The sequence below is a fragment of the Streptomyces sp. H27-H5 genome, from assembly GCF_026627505.1.
GTDB lineage: Bacteria > Actinomycetota > Actinomycetes > Streptomycetales > Streptomycetaceae > Streptomyces.
Genome location: NZ_JAPNLK010000060.1, coordinates 34573 through 53045 on the forward strand (window position 1 = coordinate 34573; position 18473 = coordinate 53045).

An 18473-nucleotide genomic window follows, 5' to 3' on the forward strand; every position below is an offset into this window, starting at 1 on the left:
TGAGCGTTTTCGGTCAGGATTGGACCGGTGACTCAGCGTGAGGCGGGTTATTCGGGTCTTGCCCGTGCCCTCTGCTCTCCCTTGCCCCGCCTGTCTCGCGCTCGAGCACCATCGGCAGGAATTCACGCGGCCGTACCCCGGGTAGGGCGAAAGATTTCCCGACCTGGCCCCACGGTGACGCAAAAGAAGTCCGAAACTGGCAGGGTTGCTTTGACTCGTCATCGGTGGGTCGGTGAGTGTCGGTCACATGTCCGAAACATCCCGAGCCGCCGCCGGTGGCCCCCTTCGTGTGCGCGATTTCCGGTTGCTGCTCGCGGGAGCCGCCACCGGGCAGCTCGGTGCCCAGGTGACGCTCGTGGCACTGCCCCTCGTGGCCGTGCTCGAACTCGACGCCCCCGCCTTCCAGGTGGGCCTCCTGACCGCTGCGGAGACCGCCGCCTTCCTGCTCGTCGGGCTGCCCGCCGGGGCACTCGTCGACCGCATGCGCAAGCGATCCCTGATGATCCGCGCGGACCTGATCCGCGCCGCGGCCATGGCGAGCATCCCCGCCGCCGCGCTCGCCCACGCCCTGACCATGGCCCAGCTCTACGTCGTCGCGCTCGTGATCGGCGTGGCGACCGTGTTCTTCGACGTCGCCCATCAGAGCTACCTGCCGCAGATCCTGCCCCGGGACCAGCTGGTGGCCGGCAACGGTGCGCTGGAGACGGTCCGTTCCACCGCCCAGGTGACCGGCCCCGGCGCCGGCGGCGGGCTGGTCCAGCTCGTCGGAGCGCACCTCGCCGTCGTCGCCGACGCCATCGGCTACGTGCTCTCCGCCCTGTTCCTCCTGCGCGTCAAACAGCCCGAGGAAATACCCGAGCCCGCCGCCGGGGCCTCCCTGCGCAAGGAGATGGCCGAAGGCGTCCGCTTCGTCTTCGGCCATCCGCTGCTCCGGGTCATCGCCCTCACCACCGGCCTCGCCAACCTCTGTACCGCCGTCCTCATGGCGACGCAGACCGTGCACCTCGTCCGCGTCGTCGGACTCGAACCCGGCGGGCTCGGGCTGGTGCTGTCCGCGTCGGCCGTCGGAGGGCTGCTGGGCGCCCTGTGCGCCGGACGCCTCGCCGCCCGGCTCGGGCAGGCCCGGGTCATCCTCCTGTCCGTCCTCGTGACCGGCCCGTTCGCCCTGCTGTGGCCCCTGTCCGGGCACGGCGTCCCCGGGGCGGCCCTCTTCGCCGCCGGATCGGCGGTCGTCTCCTTCGGCGCGGTCGTCTACAACATCGCCCAGGTCAGCTTCCGCCAAGGGCTGTGCCCACCACGCCTGCTCGGCCGGATGAACGCCACCCTGCGCTTCCTCATGTGGGGCACCCTGCCGCTCGGCGCGCTCATCGGCGGCGCCCTCGCCCAGTCCTACGGGTCACGTACGGCACTCGCCTGGTGCGCCGTCGGCATCCTCGCCGTACCGCTGCCGCTGCTCCTCTCCCCGCTGCGCCGGATGCGGGACCTGCCCGGCCCGCAGGACGACGCCCGCGCCACCCACGAGGCGCCGGGGGAGAACACCGCCGCCGCCGCCGGCGACGAACGGCCGGCCCCCGCACCCACCCGCTGACCACCCGTACCGCGACGCGCGGGGGCGACCGCCGCCACACCCTTCCGCGCGACCGCGACCCGCGACCCGCGACCGCGGCCTCGACAGAGAGAACCACGTGCTCAGCATCACGAGTCAGTACCTGGCCCGTTACCGGCGTCTCACCGCCGCCGGCGACCGGTCCGACGTCCTGCTGCCCGTCACCGGAGCACAGCGCCGCTTCCTCCTGGTGCGCTCGCTGGATCCGTCGGGCCGCCCCGACCTGGTGCCGATGTTCTTCGCCTTCCCGCACGGAACCATCGACCCCGAACGTCTGCGGGCTGCGGCCCACCGGCTCGCCGCACGGCACACCGCCCTGCGCTCGCGGCCGGCCGTCGTGCGCGGCACTCCCGTCCTGCGCGTCGCCGATCCGGACGTCGATGTGACCCGGCCGGCCCCGATGTCGGGGGAGCGGCCCGCCGACACGCTCCGTCGCGCGCTGTCCTCCTGGGACGCGCAGGGTTCCCCCCTGCGGCTCTTCCTCGTACGCGACGAGGAGCGCGAGGAGGACGTCCTCGCCATCGCCTTGGACCACGCCGTCTGCGACGGCCGTTCCCTGGCGAGGATCGTCGACGAACTCGGCGCCGCCTACAGCGAGGAGCCCATCACGGCCCGCCCCGCGCCCGAGGAGACGCAAGCCGAACTCGCCGCCTACCGGGACACCGTCCTGCGCCAACTCGCCGCCGAGGAAAGGGCGGAGACGCCCGAGGCGGCCGCGTATTGGGCGGACCGGCTGCGTACGCTCCGGGCCCACGCCCCGTCACCCCGTCCGGCACGCGTGCCCGACGGCGCGTCGTCCAGTGGTGTCGCGCAGATCCGGCTGCCCGCGCACGACGGCGGCGTACCGTTCCCCGGACTGCTCGACGCCTGCCGCGCCGCGGCCCGCGAGCTGTACGGCCCGGACCTCGTGGTCCCGCTCGGCTACCCGTGGGGCGGCCGTCCCTCGGGGGCGGAGCCGGTCATCGGCTGCTTCCTCAACACCGTCGTCTTCCCGGCCGACACCGGCCGCACGCCCGACCCGGAGGCGACGGCCGACGCGTGGTGGGACGACCTCGACCGGGCCGACGTGCCCTTCGACGCCGTCGTGACCGCCGTGCGCGCCGCCGGCTCCGGCTGGACCGGAGGCCTCGACGGACTGCTCACCGTGGACGACGACAGCCGTCGCCCGCCCCTGCGACTGGCCGGTGTCGAGGGGCGGGAGGTCCACGTCGACGGCAGACCCGTCCGCGGCCCCTTCGCCGTCTCCGTCACCCAGGGAGCGGAGATCCACCTGCGGATGGTGTGGGACCGCGCGGTGCTCGACGACGCCACCGCGCACCGGGCCTTCGACGCGCTCACCCACGCGCTGCGCCCCGCCCCGCACACCGCGGTCTGACCCCGCCCCGGACCCCGGCCCCTCCGGGCACCGCCGCCCCCGCACCGGTGCACCCCACGCCGGCGCACCGCGCGTCCCAGCGCACCCCGAACTCCCCCCATGGCATCCCCCCCCCGCGCCCGAAACGGCACCGCGCGACCCGCGAAGCCGCCCGCACGACCACCGGACACAACCGTGACCGGCACCGGAATCCGACCCGACAACCTCAGGGATCGCCCATGCTTCCCCTCTCCTCCTCGCAGGAGATCGTCTGGCTGCACGAACAGATGCAGCCCGGCAGTCGCGCCTACAACTTCACCGCCGCGCTGGACCTGTGGGGCCCGCTCGACGCCGAGGCGCTGCGGCTGGGACTCGCCGCCACCCTGGCACGCCACCCCGGCCTGCGCCTCGAACTCGTCGCCTCCACCGGTTCCGTACCCGGGCAGCGGGTCGCGCCGCAGTGTCCGCCGAGGCTGCGCACCGTCGACCTCGGAGCGGAGGCCGACCCCGAGGCGGCGTTCGCCGACCTCCTGCGCGCCGAGGCCGAGACACCGCTCGACACCTTCGAGGCCCCGCTGATCCGCTGGACGCTCGTACGGCTGGCCGAGAACCATCACCGGCTGGTCCACGTCGAGCACCACCTGATCCACGACGGGCACTCCTTCGCGATCCTGCTCGACGACGTCTTCCGCGTCTACCGCGCCCACGTCCTCGGCGAACCCCTGGAGCTCCCGCCCGCCTCGTCGTACGCGGACCACGTCCGGGCCCGGGCCGAGGCCGCGTACGCCCCCGAATCCCTGGACTTCTGGCGGACCGAGCTGCGCGACCAGCCCCACGACCTGCCGCTGCCCGGTCTCGTCCGCCCCGGTGCCCGTCGCCGGCACAACGGCGGCCAGCTGCGCCAGACGATCGGCGCCGATCTCGCCGAACGGCTGCGCGCCCACACCCGTTCGCGCGGTCTCACCCCGTTCGCCACGCTCCTGGGGCTGTTCGCCGAACTCCTGCGCCGGCACAGCGGCCGCTCCCGGATGGTCATCGGCACCGCCGTCGGCAACCGCCCCCTCGGCTACGAGGACGCCGTGGGCATGTTCGTCAACACCATCCCGCTGGCGCTCGCCCTGGACGGCGCCGTCTCCGCCCAGGAGACCATGTACGACGTCACCGACACCCTCATCCGGGCCCTGCCGCACCAGGACGTGCCGGTCCAGGAGCTGACCCGGGCGCTCGGCATGCACACCTCCGGCGCCGACAACCCGCTGTTCTCCGTCATGTTCAGCGCCCACGACGCACCGCTGCCCGAGATCGACGTACCCGGTCTCGACATCACCCTCTTCGAGGGGTTCAACACCGGCACCACCCGCTTCGACCTCGACGTGGTGCTGCTCCCCGACGACCGGCGCGGCGTCACCCCGCGCCACGGCTCGCCCGGCATGACCCTGGTCTGGGACTACGACGACGACCTCTTCGGCGAGGACGTCGCCCGGCTGCTCTCCGGCCGCTTCCTGGACCTGCTGCGCGCCTATCTCGACAGCCCCGAGACCCCGCTGGCCGACCTGGCACCGACCGCCGTGGAACCGGCCGCCGAGCGCGTGCCCGTGCCCACCGACCGCGATCCGCTGGACCCCGTGGCCGCGCACCACCCGTCGCTGCCCGCCCTGCTGTGCGGCGCGCGCCGCCTCACCTACGGCGAACTCGACGACCGGGTCGGCTCGCTCGCCGAGCGGCTGCGCGCCGCCGGTGTGACGCCCGGCCGGCCGGTGGCCGCCGTCCTGCCCAGGGGGACCGACTCGGTCGTCGCCCTGCTCGCGTGCCTGCGGACCGGCGCCGTCTACTGCCCGCTGTCCCCCTCCGATCCGCCGGCCCGCCTCGGACTGCTGCTGGAACGGCTCGCCCCGGCCCTGGTCCTCACCGGTGACGGCGCCCCCTCCCTGCCGGAAGCGCTGCCGATCGCCCGGATCGACGCCCCGGTCCTGCCGCCCGCGCGCGAGGCCGCCGAACTCCCCGGCGCCGCGTACGTCATCCACACCTCGGGCTCCACCGGCACGCCTAAGCCGGTCGCCGTCGGCCCCGCGGCGCTGACGCACCACATGACGGCGGCCGCCGACCGGTTCGGCCTCGTCACCTCGGACCGGGTCCTGATGTTCGCCCAGCCGTCCTTCGACGTGGCGCTGGAGGAGGTGCTGCCGACCCTGCACGCCGGGGCGTGCCTGGTCCTGCCCGAGCACGAGGTGCCCACGGGCGCGGAGCTCGCCGAACTGCTCGCGTCCGCCCGGGTCACCGTCGCCAACCTGCCCACCAGCTACTTCCTCGCCACCCGCGAGGACCTGCGTCCCGCGCTGCGCGACGAGAGCTGGGCGCCGAGGCTCCTGGTGCTCGGCGGCGAACGCCTCCCCGTGGAGGCCCTGCGCGGCGTCCTCGCCGACACCGACGCGACCGTGCTCAACGTGTACGGCGTCACCGAGGCGGCCATCAGCTCGACCGTCCACGAGGTCTCCCGCGACGCCCTCGCCGAGGGCGCCGAGATCCCCCTGGGCACCGAACTCCCGGGCGAGCGGGTCCTCGTCCTCGACGCCCACCACCGCCCGCTGCCGTCCGGCGCCGTCGGTGAACTCGCCGTCGCCGGACCCGGTCTCGCCGAGGGCTACGCGGGCAACGCGGAGGTGACGGCAGCCCGGTTCGTCACCGTCGACGCGCTCGACGGGGAGCGCGTCTACCTCACCGGCGACCTCGGCTACCGCGGCCTGGACGGGCTGCTGTACTTCCTGGGGCGGCGCGACAACCAGATCAAGCTGCGCGGTCACCGCATCGAGCTGGAGGAGATCGAGGCGGCGGCGTCCGCGGTGCTCGGCGGCCGGTCCTGCGCCGTCGTCCTGGACCGGGAGAGCACGGCCGGGCCCCGGCTCATCGGATTCCTCGAAGACGGCGCCGACGGCGCGGACTTCGACGAGAAGTCGCTGCACGCCGCGCTGAGCCTGCGCCTGCCCGGCCCGCTCGTACCCGCCCGCTGGGCACGGCTGGAGACCATGCCGACCCTCGCCGGAGGCAAGCCCGACCGTACGGCGCTGTCCCGCCGAGCGGCGGCGCTCGACCCCGACGACACCGTGACGTCCGCCCCCGAGGACAGCGTGACGTCCGAGTCGGGAACCGGCGCCGAGTCCGGGCCCGCCGGCACCGCCGTGTCCGTCATGTCCGACCATCCGATGACGGCGCTGCTCGCGGAAGGCTGGCGCGAGGTCCTCGGCCACGGCCGTTTCGACGCCCGCTCCCACCTCTTCCACAGCGGGGGCCACTCCCTGCTGGCCGCCGAGCTGGCCGCCTGGCTGGAGCCCCGGCTGGGCACGCGCCCGCCGCTGAAGGTGCTCTTCCGCAACCCCGTGCTCGCCGACCAGGCCGAGGCCCTCGCCACCACCACCCTTTCCACGGAGTCGTGATGACCCAGTCCCCGACCCTTCCCGTCGCCCCCGCCACGCCCGTCGACACGGGCCACGCCACCGGCACCGCGACCGACACCGCGCACAGCATCGCGAACGCACACGGCACCGACACCGCCGCCGTGGCGAGCATCGCCCACGGCCCCGCCGCCAAACCGACCGGTGTCCTCGCCCGCTTCGAGGAGCAGGCCCTGCGCGACCCGCAGGCCCCGGCCGTGATCGACGGAACGCGGACCTGGACGTACCAGGACCTCGACGCGGCGGCCGCGCGGGTCGTCGCCGCCCTCGGCGACCGCGTACGACCCGGTGACCTGGTCGGCGTCTGCCTCGACCGCTCCACCGCCCTCGTGGTCACCGCCGTCGCGCTCGCCCGGATCGGCGCCGTCTACCTGCCGCTCGGCCCCCGCCCCGGCGAACGCCGCACCCAGGCCGTCACCGAGGACCTCGACGTCGCCTGCCTCATCGGCGACCCCGGCGTCCTGCCCGAGGCACACCGCGGCGGGGAGCACACCTCCCTGCCGCTGCCCACCGACGGTGTCAACGCCCCCGCCGCCGCGGTGGCGGCCTTCGCCGGCTCCGGCCGCGGCACCCGGCGCGCGCCCGAAGGCGCCCTGTACGCCGTCCTCACCTCCGGTTCCACCGGCCGCCCCAAGGCGGTCGCCGTGGCCGAGCCCTCGCTGTCCGTCGCCCTGGACTGGTACCGGGCCGAGACCGGCCTGGCGCCGGGCGACCGGCAGTCCCTGCTCATCGGAGTCGCGTTCGACCCGCACCTGCTGGAACTGTGGGCCGGCCTGACCTCGGGCGCCGCCCTCGTCCCGGCCCCGGACGACACCCGCTGGGACTCGCACGTGCTCACCGACTGGTGGCGCGACACCGGCCTCACCCACGCCGTGGCGGCCACCCCCACCATCGAGCCGCTCCTGGACCGGCCGTGGCCGCAGGACCTGAAGCTGCGTCACCTCGTCGTCGGCGGCGACCGCATGCGCCGCCGCCCCGGCGCCGACGTCACCGCCACCATCCACAACGCCTACGGCCCCGCGGAAGCCACCGTCGTCACCACCACCCACGCCATGCGCGGCACCGACCCGGAGGCCGGCGACCCGACCCCGCCGCCCATCGGCACCGCGCTGCCGGGCGTCACCCTCGTCGTCACGGACGACGAGGGCCGCCCCGTCGCCCGCGGGCAGGACGGTGAACTGCGCGTCGGCGGCCACTGCCTGGCGCTCGGCTACCTCGACCCCGAACTCACCGCACGCCGGTTCACGAAGGCGCCGCGCGAACTGGCGCCGTCCGGGATCGACCGCCTCTACCGCACCGGCGACCGGGTACGGATGAACGCCGACGGCAGCCTGGACTTCCTCGGCCGTCTCGACGACCAGGTGAAGATCAGCGGGGTGCGGATCGAACCGGCCGAGGTGGAAGCCGCCTTCGAGCAGGACGACCGGGTGCGCAGCGCCGTCGTCACCGTGCTGCGCGACAGCTCCGGACACAGCCGCCTCGTCGCCCACGTACGGCCGGCCGAAGGCGCCGAACCCGCGAGCGGGGACCTCCTCGCCGCGGTCCGCGGCTGGCTCCCCGAGCAGGCCGTCCCCGCCGCCGTACGGATCGTCGACGGCTACCCGCTCGACGCCAACGGCAAGGTGGACCGAGTGGCTCTGGTGGCCCGGGAGGAAGCCCGGGGATCGGCCCCCGTACCGTCCCGGACCGCCACCCCGGACGACCTCGCCGCCGCCACCGCCACCGAGCGGCTCGTGCTGACGACCGTGCGCGACCTCCTCGGCCGTCCCGGCACCGGCCTCGGCGACCACTTCACCGACGCCGGCGGCACCTCCGTCGTCGCCGCACGGCTGCTGGCGATCGTCGAACGCGAGACCGGAGTACGCCCGCGCGCCCACGAGCTGCTCCTCAGCACCGACCTGCGCGCCTTCGCCGCCCTCCTCGACCAGCGCCGGACCCCGCGCCCGGAAGGAGCCTGACATGGCACCCACCACCTTGCAGCCCGCCGACCCGGCGAACGGCACGCCCGTACCGCCGTCGGCCCGGGCGGCCACCCTGCCGGCCCTCGTCGCACGGCATGCCGAGCTCACCCCGAACGCCCTCGCCGTCGTGGACGGTGACACCACCCTCACCTACGGCCGGCTCCTCCTGGCCGGCCACGCCCTCGCGGCCCGCCTGCGCGACCACCACGTGGTGCGCGGCGACCGGGTGGCGCTGCTGACGACACGGTCGTCCCGCACGGTCGTGGCCCAGCTCGGGCTGTGGCTGGCCGGAGCGGTGTGCGTGCCGCTCGATCCCGCCCAGCCCAGGCCGCGCACCGAGGCGATGATCACCGACGCCGAGGTGACGCTCACCGTCGGCGACGCGAAGCTGCTGGAGGCCGCCAGGCTCCCCGGCCCCGTCCTCGCCCTGCCCGAGGAGCCGCTCACGAGCGGCCGGCCCGTCGACGCGTCCGACCCGGACAGCTCGGCGTTCATCATGTTCACCTCCGGCTCCACCGGCCGCCCCAAGGGTGTCGCCGTGCCGCACCGCGCGATCGCCGAGCTGGTCACCGCACCCGACTACGTCACCCTCACCGGCCGCGACCGCGTCCTGTTCCACTCGCCCATGACCTTCGACGCCTCGACGTTCGAGGTCTGGGTCGCGCTCGCCAACGGCGCCGCGGTCGTCGTCTGCACCGAGCAGCGCCCCTCCCTGGAGGACCTGGCCCGGCACGTCGAGCGGCACGGCGTGACGGTCGCGTTCTTCACCACGGCCCTCTTCCACCAGCTCGCCGCGCGCCGCTCCCGCGTCTTCGCCCAGCTCCGCTCGGTCGTCGTGGGCGGCGAGGCCATGGCCACCGCACAGGCCCGCGAGGTGCTCACCGCCTTCCCTTGGCTGGAGCTCGTCAACGGCTACGGGCCGACCGAGACGACCACCTTCGCCACCGCCCACCGGGTCACCGGGCAGGACTGCGACGCGCCGATACCGATCGGCAGGCCCATCGCCGGAGCCACGGCACACGTCCTGGACGCCGACGGCCGGCCGGTGGCCGACGGCGACCGGGGCGAACTGTGGATCGGCGGCAGCAGGCTCGCCCAGGGGTACACGGGCCTGCCCGAACTCACCGCCGAACGGTTCGTCGAGCAGCCCGCCGCCGGCCGGCTCTACCGCACGGGCGACATCGTGTCCCTCCGGACCGACGGCATCCTGCTGTTCCACGGCCGCAACGACGACCAGGTGAAGGTCCGCGGCTTCCGCATTGAACCCGCCGAGGTCGAACACACGCTCCGCGAGCAGCCGGACGTGGACGACGCCGCCGTCACCGTCGAAGGAGCCGGCACCCCCGAGGCGTCCCTCGTCGCGTTCGTCGTCGCCGCGCCCGGCCCCGTGCCGTCCGGCGGAGCGCTGCGCGAGCGGCTCACCGCGGTCCTGCCCGCCCACCTGGTGCCCGACACGGTCACCGTCCTGGAACGCCTTCCCCTCACCCCGGCCGGCAAGGTCGACCGACGCGCGCTCACCGCCCGCGCGCACACGGCCGACCACGGGCCCGCCGAGGCGCCGGCGCAGCCGATGACCCCGCTGGAACAGGCCGTCGCCGACGTGTGGAGCCGAGAACTGGGCAGCGAGGTCACCCGCGCCGACGCCGAGTTCCTCGCCCTCGGCGGCCACTCCCTGCTCGCCCTCGCCGTCACCGACGACCTGCGCGAGGAACTCGGCGTGGAACTCTCCCTCGCCGACTTCTTCGCCGCCCCGACCGTCGCCGCACAGGCCGAACTGGTCGAACGCGCCCTCCTGGCCGCCCACAGCGACCTCCACCCCGAGACCTCGGAGCACAGCGATGTCCACTGACGCCGACTCCGCGGCCCGCGAGCGCCAACAGCATCTCCAGCGGGAACTGCTGCGCCGGGCCCGCGCCGGAACCGCCCGACGCGTGACGGCCGAACCCACCGCCGGCGCGGGCGGTCCCGTACCGAAGGACACCGGCCACGCCTCCGGTACCGGCCCGCAGGACGGAAGCATCCCCCTCTCCCGCGCCCAGCGCCGCATGTGGCTGATGGAGCGGCTCGGCGGCGCGGGCGACTCGTACCACGTACCGTTCGCCACCCGGGTGCGCGGCCCGTTCGACGTGGCCGCGTTCACCGGCGCCCTCACCTCGCTCGTGGCCCGGCACGGCATTCTCCGTACCCGCTACACGGAGCGCGCGGGCGAACCCTGCCAGGAGGTGTTGCCCGCGCCGCGGACGGTCCCCGTACCCGTCGTCGACACCGACGCGACGCACGCCCCCGGGCTGCTGCGGCGCGAGTCGGCCCGGCCGTTCGACCTCACGGCCGGCGAGGCCGTACGGGCCCTCGTCCTGCGCCACGGCCCGCAGGACCACACCCTGCTGCTGACGTTCCACCACATCGCCGTGGACGGCGGCTCACTGGAGACGGTCGCCGGCGAACTCGCCGTCCTCTACACGGCGGCCACCGACGGGACGGGCCGGCACACCCTCGCCGCACCGCCCCGGTACGCCGACCACGCCCGCCGCGAGCACGACGCCCTGCCCGGCCACGCGGCGGAACTGGACCGCTGGAGCGACCTGCTGGCCGACGCCGCACCCCCGTGCCTGCCCCGACCCGCGGCGGCCGCGCCGTCCTCCGCGCGCCGGCCCGCGGCCGTGCGCACCGTACCCCTCGCACCCACCGTGCCCGACGCCCTGCGGGCGCTGGGCGCGGACCGCAACGCCACGCTCTTCGCGGTGTCGCTCACCGCGGCCTTCGCCGCACTGCACCGCCTCACCGGCGACGACGACCTGATCATCGGCGTCGCCGGCACCCACCGCAGCGGAACCGCCATGCGCGGCCTGGTCGGCCTGTGCGTCAACACCCTGCCCGTACGGGTCGACGTCTCCGGCGCCCCGACCTTCGTCCAGCTGCTGGACCGGGTACGCGCCGCACTCCTCGAAGCCCAGAGCCACCGGCACATCCCCTTCGACCTGGTCCTCGAACGCCTCGGCGCCGGGGCACGCGGCGCCGACGGCACCGCGCTGGTCCGCGTCACCTCCGACGTCCTCGGCGAGCCGACGGTCCTGCGCCTGCCGGGCACGTCGGCCGAATACGTCGACGTACCCACCGACGGCGCGAAGTTCACCCTGTCCTACGGCCTGGGCCTGGGCGACGCCGCACAGCCGGTGGCGCTCGTCCAGTACGACGGGAACGCGCTGGACGACACCGTGGCGGAGACGGCCGTACGGGACTACGCGGCCCTGCTCCACGCGGTGGCGGCCGACCCGGAACTCGCCCTGGCCCAACTGCCCCTGACCGGCCCGAACCACGACGCCGAACCGGACCACGACGCCGAACCGGACCGCGGTGACGGCCCGGATGGCGGGGAAGCGGACGGCGACGACCCGGACGGCGACGGGCACCCGGCCGCGCGGGCCCTGCGCGCCCACCCGCAGGTCGCCGACGCCACGGTGGTCCGGCCCGCCCAGGGACCGCCCGTGGCCTACGCCGTCCTGCACGACAGCGTCGGCCCCTCCGGTCACGAACTGCTCGGCCTGCTGCGCCGATCGCTCGCCGCCGAGTCCGTGCCCGCCACGGTCACCCTGCTCGACGCGCTTCCGCGCGCGGCCGCCGGCCCCCTCGACCACGGCCGGCTGCCCGGGTCGTCCACGCCGAGCGCCCCGTCCGGCCCCCGGGCCGAAGCGGTCACGGCGACCTTCGCCGCCGTGCTCGGTGTCCTCCCCTCGCCCGACGACGACTTCTTCGCCCTCGGTGGCCACTCCCTGAAGGCCGTCCAACTCGCCGAACGGCTCCGTACGGACCTCGGGCTGCCCCTCACGGGCCTCGACGTCCTCCAGGCCCGTACGCCCCGGGCGCTGACCGCGCTCCTCGACGAACGCGCCGCACGGCAGAACGCCGCGAAGGCCGCGAGCAGGCCCGCCCCCCGCTCCCGGGAGATCCGCCCGGGCACGGTCCTGGTCACCGGCGCGACCGGCGGCGTCGGCGCGTTCGTCGTACGCGAACTGGCCGCACAGGGCCGCCCCGTGCTGGCGCTGGCCCGGCCCGAGTCCGCCCACCTGATCGCCGGCGAGGGCGTCGACGTCATCGAGGGCGACCTCTCCGACCTGGCCGGACTACGGGACGCCGTCGCGCACGCCGACGCCATCGTCCACTCCGCCTGCACCTTCACCCGGCACGACGTGGACCTGGCGGCCATGGAGACGATGGTCGACGCCTGGCGCCGCGGACCGTTCGTCTTCGTCAGCAGCGTCGACGCCTACGGGCACCCCGACACGGACCGGGTCGCCGAGGAAGCGCCGCCCCACGGGCCCGTCAGCCCGTACGGCAGGGCAAAACTCGACTGCGAGGCTCTGCTGCTGCGCGCCGCGGGCACCGAGGGACGCGGCGGAGCGAGCGCCGTACGGTCACCGATCGTGTGGGGCGCGCACGACCGGCTGCGCGAACAGCTGCGCTGGGGCGCCATCGGCACGCTCTACCAGTCCGCCCGCGAGGGCCGGCCGATCGAACTGCCGCGGCCCGGTGCCGCCGGCCACCCCTGGTACGGAGTGGCGTGGGTGCACGCCGCAGCCCTGGCCCGCGCCGTGACCGAGAGCCTGGACCGTCCCGTGCACGGGGTCGCCAACGCGTCCAGCGGCCACGTGTCCTGGCGTGACCTGGCCCTCGACCTCACGGAACTGCTCGACACCCGCGCCGACCTCCGCGAGAGCGACGACGTCCCCCGGGACCTCGATCACCGCTGGCACTACGACGCCGCCCGCCTGGCCCGCCCCTTGCGAGCACGGCCGGGAGAGGACCGGCGGACCGTGCTGGCCGAGATGATCGGCGGCATGACCCCCGGCACCGCCTGACCCACCGGCCCGGGCCCGGAGCCCCTGCGGGGGTTCCGGGCCCGGGCCGTATCCGCCCGCACCGCCCCCCGACCCGTATCGCCCGCACCCCTCGTTCGCGAGCCGAATGCACCGGCCGATCTTCCCGGCCGTGGGGCGAGACGGCTGTGAACCGTGCTTCCCGACCCCGGAAGAGACGACCTAGTGCTGTGGCCGGAAAGGTTTGCCGGGTCGCGGTGTCCGGTGCGGTGCATCGCAAGGCGGAGGACTGCCGCTTGTACTGGACGTACTCGGGCGGTTCGACAACGCGGCGAGGTGCCGTGCCGGGCGTCGTGACACGGTGAACCTTTCCGGTCACAGCACTAGGTTCCGGCCATGACTACCGACCAGTGGTACGTCCTCATCGAGGAGGACACCCGGACGACGCGCAGTGCCGACGGAGTGCAACTCAAACTGCACCGCTGGACACTGGTGGCCACCCACCCCGTCAACGGCACGGAGGAACAGGCTCGCGCCGTGGCCGAGGACGCGGCCCTGTACCACCTGCCGGGGATCCTGGCTCGTCACGCGAGACCGGGGGACGTCCCGGCCCGTCAGGCCTTCCTCACCTTGGACGGCGCCTGGCTGGTCCGGCTCAGGCAGCGTCACCGCGAGTGCCACCTCCGCGTGAGCACCGCCCGTCTGATCCACACCCGAGAAGTGACCCAGGCCCCGCCGAAGACCCTCAAGGAGAAGTTCCGTCACGCCCTCGAAGGCCCCGAACCCTCCGAAGCCTCCTGAACACCGAGGACCTAGAGAGGGCCGGTCGCTCCGGGTTGGGGGAACAACCCCGAATTCACCCGTGGACACGGGCGACTTCGGGGTAGACGGGCCGGCATGGCACCGAAGCGCGAACTCCTCACGTCATTGCGGGCCGCACGCCAACTGCGGCGGGTCCGCTCCCTCTACACGGCCGGAGCCCTGCTCTGGGCGGCCGCGGCCGCCTGGGCCGGCTGGCTGCATCCCGGGAGCCGACAGATGTGGGTCTCCGTCCTTCTCCTCACGGTGTTCACCGGCCTGCTGGTCACGACCTCCGTCTGGCTGCGGCGCGTCCGGCCCACCGAGACGCCGACCCACCACGCCGCACCCCGACGGGCCGTCACCCCACGCCACGCGAACGCCTGACACCTCACCCCGGCCTTCCGCGCGCCCGCGACCGCGCGGTACACCCGGTCCGGGTGGGGAAGCCGGCGCACGAGGCTACTCAGGCGGTCTCTGAGTACGCCTGCTCATGATCCGTGCGCCGGCCGATCCCTATCGTGACCTGCATGGACACGGACCAGACCCCCACCAGTACGCCGACCTCGGACACACCGCGGGGGTTCTACGGCTGCGCGATCGCCGTCGCCGTCCTCACCTGCCTGGTCGCCCTGGGCGCCTGGGCCCTGGCCGAGTTCGAGAAGGGCCTCGACGGCTACGGCCAGTTGGAGCAGAGCGGCCCTTCCGGCTACGTGGCGGACCCGCTCGGCCCCGGCGCGACCGCGCGGTACGAGGACGGCCTGAAGGTGACGGTCAGCCGACCGCGCCCGGAGCCGGACGGCACCTACAGCCTCACGGTGACCTACGAGAACGACACCGACGAAGAACTCCTCCCCGGCGGGGAGTCACCGGAGGCCGGCGTGTCCGCATACGGTCCCGCGCCCCTGGTGGTCCGCGCGGGCACGTCGCTCGACGACTACGCCTCCGGTTACAGCGTGAGCTGGTTGAACCGGCGGGAGTCCGCCGCCACCCTCATGCCGACGCTGGGCACGGACAAGAAGCGAACCGTTCCGATCCGCGTCAAGCCGAGCAGGAAAGGGATTCCGGTCACGGTGGAGGTCGACCCGCCGAGCGCCGGATTCCGGGAGACGGCGTACTTCCAACTCACCCTGGACTGACCGACTGACCGACTGACCGACTGACTGGCCGACCGACCGACCGACCGACCGACCGACTGGCCGGCGGACCGGCGGATCAACCGATCGGGCGGAGCCGGGTCAGGAGCACTTGCCCCACTGGCAGTTGTGTCCCGACGGCGGCCTGCGCAGGTGTTCGGCCTCCTTGCACCAGGCGCACTTCGTGCGACCCGCGTTCGTGCAAGCACACGCCATGGCGGTACCCCCTTCAGTCGGTGAGCGCCCGCGTACGGGGGTCGGTCAAGGGACTCGCCCGCACGCGCGTAGCCAAGTCCGTGCACGATGCCGGGTGGTCGGCGTTCGTGGCGATGCTGGAATACAAGGCCGCTCTGTACGGGCGAGCTTTCCACCGAATCGGTCGATTCGAACCGACCTCGCAGGTCTGCTCGGTGTGTGGTGTCAGGGACGGCTCCAAGCCCCTCGGTATCCGCGTATGGACGTGCGGGGCTTGCGGGGTTGTCCTCGATCGGGACATCAATGCGGCGGTCAACGACGCCAAGGCCGCCGGACTGGCGGTATCAGCCTGCGGAGCGCGGGTAAGACCGGGGCTCCTCCCGGCACGGCGCGAAGAAACAGGAACCCACCCGAAGCCCCAGCCGGTGACCACCGGCAGGCAGGCGGGAACCTCCGCCCACTTGGGCGGAGAGGATGTCAACGCAGCACCGGCGTCTCGACGGCGCACCTGTCCTTCCACGACCACCAGCGCTGGATCAACGGCACGGACCGACAGCTGGTGAGTGCCGCGCGCCCGGCGGCGTCGCGCCGATGTCAGGGGGTGCGGGTGCCGCTCTTCACGGCGGTCCAGCTGCCGCCCTTCACCGCGTAGACCGTCAGCCGGCGGTTGACGGTGTCGCCGAACCCGTCGAAGGCGACACGACCCGTGACGCCGTCGAAGGCCAGTCCTGCCACGGCCCGCGGCATCTTCGCCCGGGCATCCGCAGGGAGGGTCCCGCCATGGGCGGCGGCGACCGCCTTCACCCCCTCGATGACGGTCCAGGCCGCGTCGTACGCGGAGGGGCCGTACGAACCGGCCGCCTCGGGGTACCCCGCCTTGCGGTACTGCTCGGTGAACTCCGCTCCTGCCGCCAGGTCCTCGACGGGCACCCCGAGGTTGGTGGTCAGGTCGCCCTCGGCCTTCGGGTTGGTCGAGATGAACTGCTGGTCGAAGATGCCGTCGCCGCCCATCAGGGGAAGGTTCACGCCCGCCTGCTTGAGCTGGTGGGAGAGGGGCGCGGCGGTCGTGTAGTAGCCGCCGAAGTACACGGCGTCGGCTCCCGAGGCGCGGACCTTCGCGGCGAGTCCCGAGAAGTCGCTCTGGGCGGGGTCGACGTGCTCCGTACCGACGACGGTTCCGCCGAGTTTCGTGAGCTCGGCGCCGAACCCGGCGATGAGGGCGGTGCCGTAGGCGCTGTTGTCGTCGACGACGTAGAGCTTCGTCTTTCCGGCGTCGTGGAGGTACCGGGCTGCGAACGGGCCCTGGTCGACGTCGGTGGCGATGGTACGGAAGTAGGTGTCATGCGGGCGGGACTTCGTGCCCTTGGCCCAGGCGGGGCCCAGGGTCAGCGCGGGGTTGGTGTTTCCCGGGGACACGTTGACCAGGCGCGCCTGCGCGAGCGGATCCACCATGCTCTGGGCGACACCGGAGTTGAGCGGGCCGACGACGCCCAGCACCGCCTTGTCGGCGATGAACCGAGTGGCGTTCGGCGCGCCGTTGACGGGGCTGGCCGCGTCGTCCAGCGCCTTGATCTCGAACTTGACGCCGGGCACGTGACCGGTGCGGTTGGCGTTCCTCACGGCCAGGTCGGCGGAGTTCCTGATGCCCAGTCCCCAGGAGGACATGCCGCCGCTGAGGGGAGCGTCCACACCGATGACCACCGTGACGGGGGAGGCCGCCGCACCCTTGTCGGATGACCCGCCGTCGGGCGTGTCGGGTCGGGTGAGGGTCCAGGTGAGGGCGGACCCGACGAGGACCGTGGCCAGGGCCGTTCCCAGGACGACCGAGCGCCGGGTGAGGTCGCGCCGCGGGGTGGACGCCTCCTTGCCGTGCCGCCGGTCATCCGTGCCGCCGAGCGCCACCAGATCGTCGGTCGGGGGAACGACCGTGGGCGGGCCGCCGGGCCGTTCCGGCACGGGACCCCCGAGGGTGACCGCGCCCGACACGTCCTCCCCGGCCGGGGCCGCGGCCTCCCCGGCGGTGGACGCGGAATCCTTGACGGTGGGCGTCGGCAGGGGCGGTACGGGGGAGGACTCCGCCACCGGTGCCGTCGGGGTGGGAGTGCCCTCGGCGGTCGCCTCCGGTACGGGACCCGGGCCGACGGATCCGCCGGTCGATCCTCGCCCGACGGATCCGCCGGTCGAAGCCGTACGGGACGGCAGCGACTCCAGTGCCGACGCCAGCAACGCGGCGGCCTCGGCCGCGCCGACGCGCCGCGCCGGGTCCTTGGCGAGCAGCGCTTCCAGCACCGGTGCCAGGGGCCCGGCGTGGACCGGCGGGGTGTGGGGGCGGGTGAAGACGGCCACGGCGAGGGCGTGCAATCCCTCCGCCTCGAACGGCGGGTGCCCTTCGACGGCGTGGTAGAGGGTCGCGCCGAGTGCCCACAGGTCGTTGGCGGGAGTCGGCCGCTTCCCCTCCAACTGCTCCGGCGGCATGTACTGAGGGGTGCCGATGACGATGCCGCTGTGGCTGAGCTTGGTCGTCGCGTCCGCGAGGTGGGCGATGCCGAAGTCGGTGACGATGACGCGGTCCTTGGTCAGGAGCACGTTGTCCGGCTTGATGTCGCGGTGGACGATCCGCGCGCGGTGCGCCTCCGCGAGCGCGTCGAGCATCGCGGAGCCGATCTCCGCCACCCGCCGCACCGGCAGCCGGCCCTCCCGACGGATGGCCGCGGCGAGGGACTCCCCCCGGATGAACTCCATGACGATCACGGGGGCGCCGTTGTGATCCACGACGTCGTGGATGGTGATGATCCCGGGGTGGCTGAGTGTGACCGCCGCGCGGGCCTCGCCGGTGAAGCGACCGACGAGGGTGGCACGGTCGTGGTCGTCCAGCCCGGGCGGGAAGAGGATCTCCTTGACGGCGACCTCGCGCCCGAAAAGCTGCTGGTCGACGCCCCGCCAGACCCGGCCCATGCCGCCCTGGCCGATACGTTCGAGAAGCTGGTACCTGCCGGCGATGAGTACGGGGTTCTGCTCGGTCACGCGCACACTCTAGTGCTGCACCGCGAAAGTTCGTGGAGGGGTGTTGGTCAGGTCGGCTGGTCGCCGAGGTAGAGGTAGCAGGCGCAGTCGAGGCAGTCCTCGGGACTGCCGAAGGGCAGGCCTGAGGGCAGGAAGT

The 18473-nt window shown here is 73.9% G+C and carries 10 protein-coding genes and 1 pseudogene; 10 read left to right on the forward strand and 1 reads right to left on the reverse strand.

Annotated elements, in window-relative coordinates:
• Positions 1-247 precede the first annotated feature (247 nt).
• The 10 genes and pseudogenes from OTB19_RS27025 to OTB19_RS27070 form a co-directional block, all read left to right on the forward strand.
• Positions 248-1588, forward strand: coding sequence for an MFS transporter (locus tag OTB19_RS27025; RefSeq protein WP_267801106.1), 1341 nt, complete (start codon positions 248-250; stop codon positions 1586-1588).
• Positions 1589-1685: 97 nt separating this feature from the next.
• Positions 1686-2981, forward strand: coding sequence for a condensation domain-containing protein (locus OTB19_RS27030; protein WP_267801107.1), 1296 nt, complete (start codon positions 1686-1688; stop codon positions 2979-2981).
• Positions 2982-3199: 218 nt separating this feature from the next.
• Positions 3200-6391 carry a non-ribosomal peptide synthetase gene (locus OTB19_RS27035; RefSeq protein WP_267801108.1) on the forward strand — a complete coding sequence of 1064 codons (3192 nt, stop codon included), beginning with the start codon at positions 3200-3202 and terminating at the stop codon, positions 6389-6391.
• Positions 6391-8367, forward strand: coding sequence for a non-ribosomal peptide synthetase (locus OTB19_RS27040; protein ID WP_267801109.1), 1977 nt, complete (start codon positions 6391-6393; stop codon positions 8365-8367). Before OTB19_RS27035 ends, OTB19_RS27040 begins: the two co-directional genes overlap by 1 nt.
• 1 nt (position 8368) lies before the next feature.
• A complete protein-coding gene (locus OTB19_RS27045) occupies positions 8369-10219 on the forward strand; it encodes a non-ribosomal peptide synthetase (RefSeq protein ID WP_267801110.1) in 1851 nt (616 codons plus the stop codon).
• Positions 10209-13226, forward strand: coding sequence for a condensation domain-containing protein (locus OTB19_RS27050; protein ID WP_267801111.1), 3018 nt, complete (start codon positions 10209-10211; stop codon positions 13224-13226). Before OTB19_RS27045 ends, OTB19_RS27050 begins: the two co-directional genes overlap by 11 nt.
• 354 nt (positions 13227-13580) lie before the next feature.
• Entirely contained in the window at positions 13581-13985 is a 405-nt protein-coding gene (locus OTB19_RS27055; protein WP_267801112.1) for a hypothetical protein, read from the forward strand.
• Between the two features lie 96 nt (positions 13986-14081).
• Entirely contained in the window at positions 14082-14369 is a 288-nt protein-coding gene (locus OTB19_RS27060; protein ID WP_267801113.1) for a hypothetical protein, read from the forward strand.
• A 143-nt stretch (positions 14370-14512) separates the two neighbouring features.
• The gene (locus OTB19_RS27065; RefSeq protein ID WP_267801114.1) at positions 14513-15121 is read left to right on the forward strand and encodes a hypothetical protein; all 609 of its coding nucleotides are present in this window, start codon (positions 14513-14515) and stop codon (positions 15119-15121) included.
• Between the two features lie 254 nt (positions 15122-15375).
• Positions 15376-15876 (forward strand): annotated as a pseudogene (locus OTB19_RS27070) (RNA-guided endonuclease InsQ/TnpB family protein); the annotation flags it as partial.
• 31 nt (positions 15877-15907) lie between these two features.
• Here OTB19_RS27070 and OTB19_RS27075 read toward each other — a convergent pair.
• Positions 15908-18337 carry a bifunctional serine/threonine-protein kinase/ABC transporter substrate-binding protein gene (locus tag OTB19_RS27075; RefSeq protein WP_267801115.1) on the reverse strand — a complete coding sequence of 810 codons (2430 nt, stop codon included), beginning with the start codon at positions 18335-18337 and terminating at the stop codon, positions 15908-15910.
• Positions 18338-18473: the final 136 nt, after the last annotated feature.